The organism is Vibrio sp. 3-2(1) (assembly GCF_963887575.1).
Lineage (GTDB): Bacteria > Pseudomonadota > Gammaproteobacteria > Enterobacterales > Vibrionaceae > Vibrio > Vibrio anguillarum.
Genome location: NZ_CAWPGB010000056.1, coordinates 1 through 728, shown reverse-complemented (window position 1 = coordinate 728; position 728 = coordinate 1). Strand labels below are relative to the sequence as shown.

At 40.8% G+C, this 728-nt stretch carries 1 protein-coding gene; it reads right to left on the bottom strand.

Going from position 1 to position 728, the window contains the following annotated elements:
- Nucleotides 1-231: 231 nt before the first annotated feature.
- A complete protein-coding gene (locus AACQ79_RS15510) occupies nt 232-696 on the bottom strand; it encodes an ASCH domain-containing protein (RefSeq protein WP_029190008.1) in 465 nt (154 codons plus the stop codon).
- Nucleotides 697-728 lie beyond the last annotated feature (32 nt).

The following is a 728-nucleotide window of genomic DNA, read 5'->3' as shown; positions in this document are numbered from 1 at the left end:
AATTCTATGTCTTTGAAACTATTTTCTGATAACTCAAGCTTCTCGAAGGAAACCTCTAGATACTGCTCACCACTTTTCAAAGATTTCATCGTTTCCTCCAATCGCCTAACGCCCGCTTAAGGGGCAGACAACGCTACTACCAGCTTTCCGCATAACACCGTAACCACAAAAACCAACGCATGATAAAAATGCCACGCGTTGGCTGTCCCTCTTGAAGCGTTTGTTATGTTTTTACTGATACACGACCTTAAAGTGTTCTAAAACCAATAACATATCCTCACTTGGCTCTATACCTAAAGTTTCACATTCACGTGAGAAAAATGTCCAATGAGCCTTACGCCACCATTCTAGCGATTTGTCGCCCTCACCCTCACTTGCCGCAAACTCTTTCGTCACTTCGTTGAATCGACAACTTGAGACAGATGTTATCTCAATTATACAAATTGGTTCACCATCCCAGTTTGTGACCACTTGAAGGTGGCCAACTATAGGTAATATTTCACTTTCGTGGCTATACCAGTATTCCATGCTGCATGATGCACGCTTCTCGCCACGTAGAATTAAATCAGCACATAGATTTGCGTTATATTCATCTGCGCAAAAGTAATCCGAACTAAATGATGTATATTTTTCAGACACTTCACTAGGTAAAGTTCGAAGGTACTGCTGTAAAAATAACTGACTCTTTTCTTCCATGATTCTCTGAACCTGATTAAAAACATAACGCC

Excerpts from the sequence above, each read along its gene's own strand:
- AACQ79_RS15510 (WP_029190008.1), bottom strand. The coding sequence starts at position 696 with ATGGAAGAAAAGAGTCAGTTATTTTTACAGCAGTACCTTCGAACTTTA.